The organism is Paraglaciecola sp. 25GB23A (genome assembly GCF_040012495.1).
Classification (GTDB): domain Bacteria; phylum Pseudomonadota; class Gammaproteobacteria; order Enterobacterales; family Alteromonadaceae; genus Paraglaciecola.
On the sequence record NZ_JBDYKM010000044.1, the window covers coordinates 1 to 9,367 of the forward strand.

General features: G+C 39.6%; 9 protein-coding genes. 3 read left to right on the forward strand and 6 right to left on the reverse strand.

Annotation, left to right across the window (positions count from 1 at the left end; translation table 11 throughout):
- Together ABKW31_RS22325 and ABKW31_RS22330 are read left to right on the forward strand one after the other, a co-directional pair.
- Nucleotides 1-876 (forward strand): transposase (locus tag ABKW31_RS22325; RefSeq protein ID WP_348618925.1); only part of this gene is annotated, 876 nt, incomplete at its 5' end.
- Between the two features lie 389 nt (nt 877-1,265).
- Complete coding sequence (locus tag ABKW31_RS22330; RefSeq protein ID WP_348618926.1) at nt 1,266-1,715, forward strand: hypothetical protein; 450 nt, start codon at nt 1,266-1,268, stop codon at nt 1,713-1,715.
- Between the two features lie 263 nt (nt 1,716-1,978).
- On the opposite strand, the gene ABKW31_RS22335 is transcribed toward ABKW31_RS22330, so the two are convergent.
- The 5 genes from ABKW31_RS22335 to dusA all read right to left on the reverse strand — a co-directional run bounded on the left by ABKW31_RS22335 (nt 1,979) and on the right by dusA (nt 7,779).
- Nucleotides 1,979-3,151 (reverse strand): EAL domain-containing response regulator, encoded by a 1,173-nt coding sequence (locus tag ABKW31_RS22335; protein WP_348618928.1) that lies wholly within the window; start codon nt 3,149-3,151, stop codon nt 1,979-1,981.
- 9 nt (nt 3,152-3,160) lie between these two features.
- Complete coding sequence (locus ABKW31_RS22340) at nt 3,161-5,800, reverse strand: cache domain-containing protein (RefSeq protein WP_348618929.1); 2,640 nt, start codon at nt 5,798-5,800, stop codon at nt 3,161-3,163.
- Nucleotides 5,801-6,102: 302 nt separating this feature from the next.
- Nucleotides 6,103-6,255: a hypothetical protein gene (locus tag ABKW31_RS22345; protein WP_348618930.1), complete on the reverse strand. Its 153-nt coding sequence runs from the start codon at nt 6,253-6,255 to the stop codon at nt 6,103-6,105.
- Nucleotides 6,256-6,265: 10 nt separating this feature from the next.
- Nucleotides 6,266-6,547, reverse strand: coding sequence for a hypothetical protein (locus ABKW31_RS22350; RefSeq protein ID WP_348618931.1), 282 nt, complete (start codon nt 6,545-6,547; stop codon nt 6,266-6,268).
- Between the two features lie 218 nt (nt 6,548-6,765).
- A complete protein-coding gene (gene dusA, locus ABKW31_RS22355; protein WP_348618932.1) occupies nt 6,766-7,779 on the reverse strand; it encodes a tRNA dihydrouridine(20/20a) synthase DusA in 1,014 nt (337 codons plus the stop codon).
- Between the two features lie 313 nt (nt 7,780-8,092).
- Here dusA and ABKW31_RS22360 point away from each other — a divergent pair, with 313 nt between their 5' ends.
- Nucleotides 8,093-8,296: a hypothetical protein gene (locus ABKW31_RS22360; RefSeq protein ID WP_348618933.1), complete on the forward strand. Its 204-nt coding sequence runs from the start codon at nt 8,093-8,095 to the stop codon at nt 8,294-8,296.
- 88 nt (nt 8,297-8,384) lie between these two features.
- Here ABKW31_RS22360 and ABKW31_RS22365 read toward each other — a convergent pair whose 3' ends face one another.
- A complete protein-coding gene (locus tag ABKW31_RS22365) occupies nt 8,385-9,311 on the reverse strand; it encodes an RQC domain-containing protein (RefSeq protein WP_348618934.1) in 927 nt (308 codons plus the stop codon).
- Between the last annotated feature and the right edge of the window lie 56 nt (nt 9,312-9,367).

Genomic DNA, 9,367 nt, shown 5'->3' on the forward strand with positions numbered 1-9,367 from the left:
ACGCGCTTTTACCCGATAAAAGCCCCGACAAAAAGTGAACTGAATAGCCTTACTCACCGCATTAGCCAGCGTGTGGCGGGTTTTCTTGAGCGCGAGGGTTTATTAGTGAGGGATGATGACAATGACTACCTGGCTTTGGATGGGCTGGAAGACGATCCGATGTTACAAATCCAAGGGTATTCCATTACTTATCGCATCGCTACAGGCAAACAGCAAGGACGAAAGGTCTTTACCTTGCGAACCATTGCACCTATGGCAGAGCAAGGGCTTGCGTCATGCTTTGCCGCAAATGTGGCAGGCTTCAGTCTCCATGCAGGTGTCATGAGCAATGCACAGGATAGGGGTAAACTCGAAAGGCTGTGCCGTTATATTACCCGCTCTGGGGTATCAGAAAAAAGGTTGGCAATAACAACTTACGGTAAGGTGCGCTATCAACTCAAAACACCCTACCGTGACGGCACCACTCATGTGATCTTTGAGCCTCTGGATTTTATTGCCCGTTTAGCGGCACTGGTGCCCAAACCCAGAGTTAATCTGACGCGCTTTCATGGTGTATTTGCACCAAACAGTCGGCACCGCGTGACAATAACGCCGTCCTTACGAAATAAGGCAAAAAAAGCATTGCCGACAGGGCAGGAAAAAACACGGGCACAAAAACACCAATCGATGACCTGGGCGCAAAGACTTAAACGGGTTTTTGGGATAGAAATAGAAACGTGTGAGCAATGCGGTGGTGCGGTTAAGGTTATAGCGAGCATCGAAGATCCATTGGTGATCCAAAAGATACTTAGTCACCTGAATACAAAAAATGACGAAGTCGTCGAGCTATTGCCCCCACAAAGTCGAGCACCGCCTCAGATAAGTCTGTTTGAATAAAAGCCGTTCATCATCATAAGTAATATTCAGAGCTGGTTTGCACAACAGCGGGATGCGCTTGTCTTGAATTCTGAATTAAGTAGAAACAGTTGATTAATAGACGAAAAAGAGCCGACTTTCACTCCCTTAAGAATATAAAATAGATGTCAATATGGAAAATATGAGGCATCATGTACTTTGATTTTAGGAAAAATGACGTTTTATTTTACCTATACTCGAGTCGCTAGCTACAATGATCTGCTGGCCATTTTGGACCAACACCAACTGATTTAAGGCGTGATTCACTTTCTGATCCATTTGTTTTGTTTGATGCTTAAATAGCTACCTATATATCGATGTTTGAATTATTATTGCCAACAATTAACCTATGAATCTTACAGAGAAGTGCTTTGAAGTATTTTTTTCCTATTGTCTTATTGTTACTCACCACTCAGAGTGTTTTAGCTCAGAGTTCACTTGAGGTTTGTAACGAACTTAGTCCAGCCATTGAAGATATTAACCAGCTGTTGCCAGTAGAAGTAGATAACATAACGTCGCTTGTTGGCGCATCTTCTGAGCGCCTCTCTAATTTCTGCCTTGTCACCTATACCTACATCATCAATGCACAGAACTTTCTAAATAACATGGAAAAAGATAATGGTTTAACCTTGGAAGAGAATATTTCATGGTTAAAACAGAATGAATCCGAAAAAATCATGCTCAATAACCTCAAAGAGAAAAACGTCAGTCAATTTAAAGCTTTTACAAATGTAAGAGGCCTCGCTATCCATACTGTCTTTAAATTCGATGAAATTGGACTGCCTTCATATAAAGTGATCGTGATTGAAAATGAAAGTTAAGGAACGTTTCTAGGCATTTTATGAGTTAGTGAAGATAGTTGTGATTATGGTCGGATAGACTGAACTGTAACAGTCAACATCTCAGCAGATGCGGATAAGAACATGGCTAAATCTGCCAATCGCAAATCTGCAAATCTGCAAATCTGCAAAAACAGTCATTGATATTTAATTAAACCTATCCAAATTATTATAGGTTCGTAAAGATGGGTTGAGTAAGGCGCTCTCGGTTAAGCTGTATTAAATCCAAATCAATTGTAAATAAATCAAATAGACTGCCAATCTTCTTTCCACGCCAGTATTTCATCTGACAACATTGGTTTACCCATCCAGTATCCCTGCCCCTCGTCACAGCCCAGTTGTTGCAGGATTTTCCACACAACCTCAGTTTCGATGCCTTCAGCAACTACTTTCATCCCAAGTTTATGTGCAAGCAGGATTGATACTTCTGTAATTGTTCTGCATTCCTGATCTGTATCCAGGTTTTTAATGAATGTTTGATCGATTTTAAGTTCATTAAAAGGTGCTCTAACCAATTGTTTTAATGATGAATAACCCGTTCCAAAATCATCAATTGAGAGATTGAATCCTTTCATTTTCAGACGTATAAGAATGTCCATATAACGAACAACATCTGACATTAGCGCCGTTTCTGTTACCTCAATCATGATGCTATTGATGTTGGCACCCATTGCAATTGCACAGGATGTTAATTTTTCAGGCAGTAGCAGATCATCCAAGTTTTTTGGTGACATATTAATAGACATCCGCAAATTTAACCCAGATTTTAACCAGTCGGCTTGTTGTTGAATTGCTGTATTAGTGACAAATAAACTAATCTCTTTCATCAAGTTATTTTGTTCCGCAATGGGTATAAAAACAGCGGGGGAGATCACCCCTTTTGATGGATGAACCCAGCGAATAAGCGCCTCAACACCAACAACTTCACGATTAACCATATTTATTTGTGGCTGATACATCATAAAAAATTCTTCATTTTCTATTGCCGATTCAATATCACTAACGGATGGTGGTTGCGAAAAACCTATGGTTTGGGTAGGTGCATGTTGAACATATTTGGTTAGTAGATCTTCAAGTTGCTTGACTAAAAATGGCTTTGACAGAACACCTAATACGTTCATACCCTGTTCTAATGCAATTTCCTGTGCAGAATTCAGTACGCTTCCATCTTTACCACTCATAAATATTATCGAAGCATTACTATTACATTCGCTTAAATATCGAAGTAACTCAATACCATCTATATTCGGCATAAAAAGATCAAGCACAATGATATTCAGATTGGCGTGATAAAGAGAGGTAAACGTCGACGGATTATCTGTAAATATCACTTCAAAATTCATGCCCTGGGCGACATCGGCAACAAACTCAGCAAAGTCTATTTCATCATCAACAACAAGTAGTTTTAGTGTGCTCATAATGAAATTTTATTCATCCAAAGTTTTTCTGATCGCCTCAGCTAGTTCCAGATCTCGATAAGGTTTACTCAAAAGTTTACTTGCCCATCTTGCAACAGACTCTTTTTGTTTCATCTTACCTGTGAAGCCAGACGTTAATAGTATTTTTATACCTGGCTTAACTGTAGATAAGATATCAGCCAAATCAAAACCATTGATGCTTCCTGGCATGACAATATCCGAGAATACAATATCAATAGTATCGTTATTTGTAATTATTTCCCGTGCCTCATCGCCACTAGAAGCACAAATAGTTGTATAGCCAAGATCGTCAAGAACACTCTGCGCTATTACTAATAGTTCTGCTTCATCATCCACGATAAGCACGGTTTCAGTGCCTCGTGGCAGATGTTTGTCAATTTCATTTGATTGAATAAATGTATTTACCATACTCTTAGAGCGTGGCAAATACATTGTAAACGTTGTTCCCAATCCTTCTTCTGAGTAGACAATAATACTTCCTTTACATCTTTTGACAAATCCGAACACCATAGCTAAGCCTAGTCCGGTGCCCTCACTCTTATCCTTGGTAGTGAAAAAGGGGTCAAAAATTTTATTAATGGTTTCTTTATTCATACCCGTACCTGAGTCACTCACCAATATTTTTACGTACTCACCTGCCTTGATATCATTGTGTGGGTCAAGCATATTATGATCTAAGATTGTATTACTGGCCTCAAATATTAATGTCCCTCCTGATGGCATGGCGTCGCGTGCATTAAGTGACAGGTTAATCAATGTATCTTGAAAGTCACCAGGATCGAGATCAACCTGCCAGATATCAGCTGTGATATGTATCTCAAGGCTTATGCTGGCAGTGATTGACTTGCTAATAAAGTCCTTATAGTCATTAATAATTTCAATAAGATCCACTGGGCTATGCTGTTCTTCCGATTGGCTTGAGAAGTTCAGAAGTCGACGGGTTAATTCAGCACCACGAAGAGCAGCATTCTGTGCAATATTAAGCTGCTTTTGCAACTTGCTACCATCCTCAACTTTTCGTTTCATCAAATCATGATTACCAATGATGATCCCGAGTAAATTATTGAAGTCATGTGCAATTCCCCCTGTTAACTCGCCAATTGCCTCCATTTTATGAGAACGTCGAAGTAAGACTTCTGTTTGTTTTGTCTTTGTGATGTCCATTCTTATGGAGATGTATTGATATACTTTGCCATTACTATCAAAAAGCGGTGCTAAGGTTGAAAGCACCCAATATAGATTTCCATTTTTGGCTTTATTGCAGATTTCTCCTTGCCAAATATTACCGCTAGAAATCGTCTTCCAAATGTCATGAAAGAATTCAGCGGAGTGATGACCAGAGTTCAATATTCGATGATTTTCACCGATTAATTCTTGATTTGAATAGCCAGAAATATTAGAGAAATTATCATTTGCATAGGTAATTAAACCTGCTCTGTCCGTCATACTCACTATAGAGTGCTGGTCAAAAATAGACTTCTGTTCCTGCAGGCTTTTTAGTGTGTGGTGGATATTCATTTGCATTCTATTGATAGCAACCACAAGCTTGTTATAAGCACCTTCTCTTGTGGATTCTGGGAGTCTTTTTATCGAATAATCACCTTGAGAAATGGCATCTGCCTGAATGGCTACATGGCCTAGTTTGTTATTGATGAAGGTCAACGCACGATAAACCAAAAACATCGATAGCAGTGCAATAATGCCACCCATAATTAACAGTAGTTGCTTTAATTCATTGACTGGCTCGATGACTTCATTCATTGGAGCAATGACAATAACATTCCAGTTTAGTGCTTTATTTTCTCCAAACTCAGCCATGTCGGCATAACCAGCCATAACCTCATCACCGCTGTGGTCAATATAAATAATACTGCCTATATTATCCTGTAGGGAAAAGGTATCTAACAAGTCTGACTTAGTCTGTAAGTCAGGAAAGCGGTCTTCAAATTTCACAGTAAGATCATCTGAAATCATCACCCTGCCATCGTTATCGAGAATGTAAACGTACTTCCCCCCAATTGTCTCTTTCTTAAACACGGAGACAATCTCTGAAATATTATCAAGGCTCACTTCAACACACAGCACGCCAATTAACTTTGTATTACTATCATCGGTGATAGGGGTGATAAGAAGAACGCCAGGCCCCTTATCTAAGAGCATGGCTTTTGAGACATAGACTTGTCCTTTCTGTTCTTTGCTTGCGGAGATAAATAACGATTTTTCGATAGGATATAATGTCCAAAACAATTCACCTTTTTCATATTGCATGCCTGAGCTTGCGACAATTTCCCCGGTTATATCGATGATGTTTATGTCATTAATCCATTTATTTGCACTAGTGATGTCAGTTAGGTATTGAATTTTAGCCGCTAGGTCTTGGTTTTCTAAAACATCCGCCTGCGAAATGACTTTGGTGTTAATGATGCGCTCACTCATAAAGTGATTGATGTCATTGGCCAAGAGTGATGATTTAAGTTGCAGCTCACTTTTTATGATGTCTGTTATGGATTGTGAAACCTGATAAAAACTCAGCAAAGAAAACACAATCAGCGGTATAAGTACTAACGCAACGGCCATAATGGCAATGTAAGTTTCACTCGATATGATTTTTGCGGTTTTGTGGTTCATTATATTTTAACTTCACCTATTTTTACAAAATCTAGTGTTTTGATTAAGGGATCAGAAAAATAAAAACTCATTTATATTCTGAAACAAGCAGCTCACTGTCACATTAGTGTCGTACTTCAAAAACTATAGACTAATAAAAATAAAGAAGAATGGGTACAAATACCTAATTACTCACCAATCAAAATAAAGCAACGATAAACGTGCATATGATTTATAGGATGACTGCTTAGAGACGACAAAAGTACATGCATTGAGGAATTATATTTGGGAGAGAATAAACCTAAAAACGGTCAATACTACAATTAGAGACCGTTTCGATAACTGATAATGTTGTTATATTTAGCTAATATTGAGCTTTTGCGTAAACATTCAACGAAACTAAAAATCACTGCGCCTGCCACATAGGCAACGACTGGCGCTAACAACATAATGAATAAAGAGATTTGATTAAACATAGTCAACTCCTTATTCAGCTTGTGTTTTTGTTGCCTCTTGACTATCACTTGTAAGGTCAGTAATAGACACTTTAGCTGTGTAAGTTTTTTCTTCGTTAAAGCTAACGTTGTTGGCTACCGTTAATACAGCAGCACGTAAGTTGTTTTGAACTTCTTGTTGTGCAACGTCCATCGCTTGATTAACCATGCTGCTTACATATTGCTCTAAAGAAACGTTTTCGGCTTGAGCTGTAGAAGCGAAAGCTAAAGTGGAAGTCAGTGCAATGGCAGCGATTTTAGATTTAGTGAACATGATATTTTCCTTTGGTTTAATTAGTGATAACTGTTTTTAAATTGTGTGAACAGTTATTGTTTAAGTCGCAGTATCCTTTGCGATAGTTGTGCCAATCATGAAATTATTTTTATCTATCTGATTTATATGATATTTTTAATTTTTCAATAAGGTTAGGGAGTTAAGCGCATATCGCTCTTTCCTAATGTTTAGTGATTTTTGCCATAACCTTGGTCAATTTAACCAATCATCTCGGATTGGAACTGTTTGGCCTTAGATTGTGCGTCTAACAACACATCCAAAGCATCCGTTAACAGCTCAATACCCACATTTGCTTTTGTACCATTTTGACTTAAGTATCTGCGCCAAATGCGGCCACCAGCTTGTCCTTGAAACAGGCCCAACATGTGCCTTGCGATATGCCATGGTCGGGCACCTTCTGCAATTTGCTGCTCTACATAAGGCAACATCGCCATGACTACCTCAGCTCGTGTTTTGATGACAGAATTATCTTGATAAAAACGTTTGTCGACCTCAGCTAAAATGTAAGGATTACTATAAACCTCACGGCCTATCATCACGCCATCCAAATATTCAAGGTGAAGCTGCACATCATCTAAGGTTTTGACCCCACCATTTAGGCTGATATGTAAATCGGGAAACTGTTGCTTTAGTTGATAGACACGGTCATACATCAATGGCGGCACATCGCGATTTTGCTTCGGACTTAACCCTTTTAACCAAGCTTTACGGGCATGCACAATAAAGGTATCGCAACCTGAAGCAGCTACTACATCAATAAAGTCTGTTAAGTCTTGGTATTCATCCATATCGTCAATGCCGATGCGGGACTTTACCGTGACGGGAATATCCACCTCTGCCTGCATGCTATTAATACATGCAGCTACAGTTTCAGGCTCGGCCATTAAACACGCACCAAACCTGCCATTTTGCACACGATCAGAAGGGCAACCCACATTGATGTTTACTTCATCATAACCATACTTTTGCGCTTGCGCGGCGCAGCGCGCCATATCAGTAGGATCAGAGCCGCCCAGTTGTAATGCTACAGGGTGCTCTTCATGGTTATATGCAAGATAGTCGCCTTTGCCAAAGATGATCGCCCCAGTAGTAACCATTTCTGTATACAAAAGCGCGTGTTGTGAAATTTGTCTAAGAAAATACCGACAATGTTTATCTGTCCAATCCAGCATTGGCGCCACAGAAATAGTGCGATTGATTGGTCCACTCATAAATTGCCTCGCCAATGTAAAATTCGGGCGCGCATTCTAGCTGATTTCGCATCACAGCACTAGTGAAGCTTATTTAACCTGAGCCAAGGTCATTCAGCCAACTAACTGACATAATAATGCGCTTGATCAGTACAGGTCGATAACAAATTAAAGAAGTTTCCTGCGCTGAGGTTATTTTGTGTTCTGTAATCATTACCATGTTATTAAAACGTTAACGTTATGTAACAAGATACTTAAGAAAGGGAACTATCATGCTATAAATGTGTCTCATCTTATAGTCCGTAAAGTGCGGTTAGTTGTAGAGGTAATTGATATGACCGGCAAACGTTTTTTGACTTTTCTTGCCCACAGAGGTATTCCCGCCAGTTGTTTCGCGCAACGTTTAGGATGTCACATATCCTCCATTAAAAAACTTCAGTCATGTGACAAAGTTCCTCGTCACTATATCAATATGTTGATCAAAGAATTCGGTGTGTATTTGACTGGTCATGATTTAGAGCTGTTAACTGGTGCCTAAAAATTAAGAATAAAAAGTCAGAGCGTTTGATTTGTTGATTTACATCACATCAGCACTAGTGAAGCCTATTTCGACATATCAACTCGGATCATTCAACCAACTGACTAACAAAATATATCCTAAGTAGATGTAATTGATCATAAGTGACTTGTTGGTTCAAACTGTCATAAACCGGTTTTAGACGCTCATGAGAATGTTCTGCAAATGCGGCTAAAGCTGCATCAATATGGGTTTGACTCAAACCTGATTGCTCCAGCAACTGTATAGGTTTAGCAAACTCATGCCCATCTTGCGCATAGCGATACAGATGATTAATGATAGTGCCGTCTTTTACATTAAATAGTTCGGCTAAAGACGCTATAGATTGCCCCGACTGATAAGCGCTAACAATTTCAGCGCTGCGGCTACTGGAGTTGGTACTGCTGCTTTTACTCACCGTTGTTTTACTAGCCGTTTGGGTATTGGTCAATTCTTCAATACTATTTTGTTGGCAATAGTCGCTGATAAGGGCTAGATAATGATCTCCATACTTATCTAATTTGGCTTGCCCTACGCCATGAATACGTAACAAGCTTTCTTGGGAGTGGGGGAAATAATGAGCCATTTCGTTGAGTGTACGATCAGAGAAAATGGCGTAAGGCGGCAAGTTTGCTGCATCAGCTAAACGTTTACGGTCAGCTTTTAATATCGCAACTAATTGCTGATCACCAGGATTAGCCAGTGTTTTCGATGACTGGCTACTAGTAGCAACAGGTTGCTGCAACAAAGCATAAAAAGGTGCTTTACCTTTTAATACATCACCGGCCTTTTGGGTGAGCTTTAAGCCCCCAAATTGTTCTTCTTGATTAAGCAGCCCTTTTTGGATCAATTGCCTAGCTAACGTCATCCACTGCTTTTTATTATACTCATTGCCAATGTTGTAGGTTGAGAGCAAGTTATGCTGGTTTTGCAGCACTTTTTCGGCATTGGAACCGCGTAACACATCGATAATATGGCGGTGCGCGGCGAATGGCAGAAAGCGCCGCCTTGCTGGTTGATGATGTGTTGCCCCATGAGCCCATTAGGCAATGG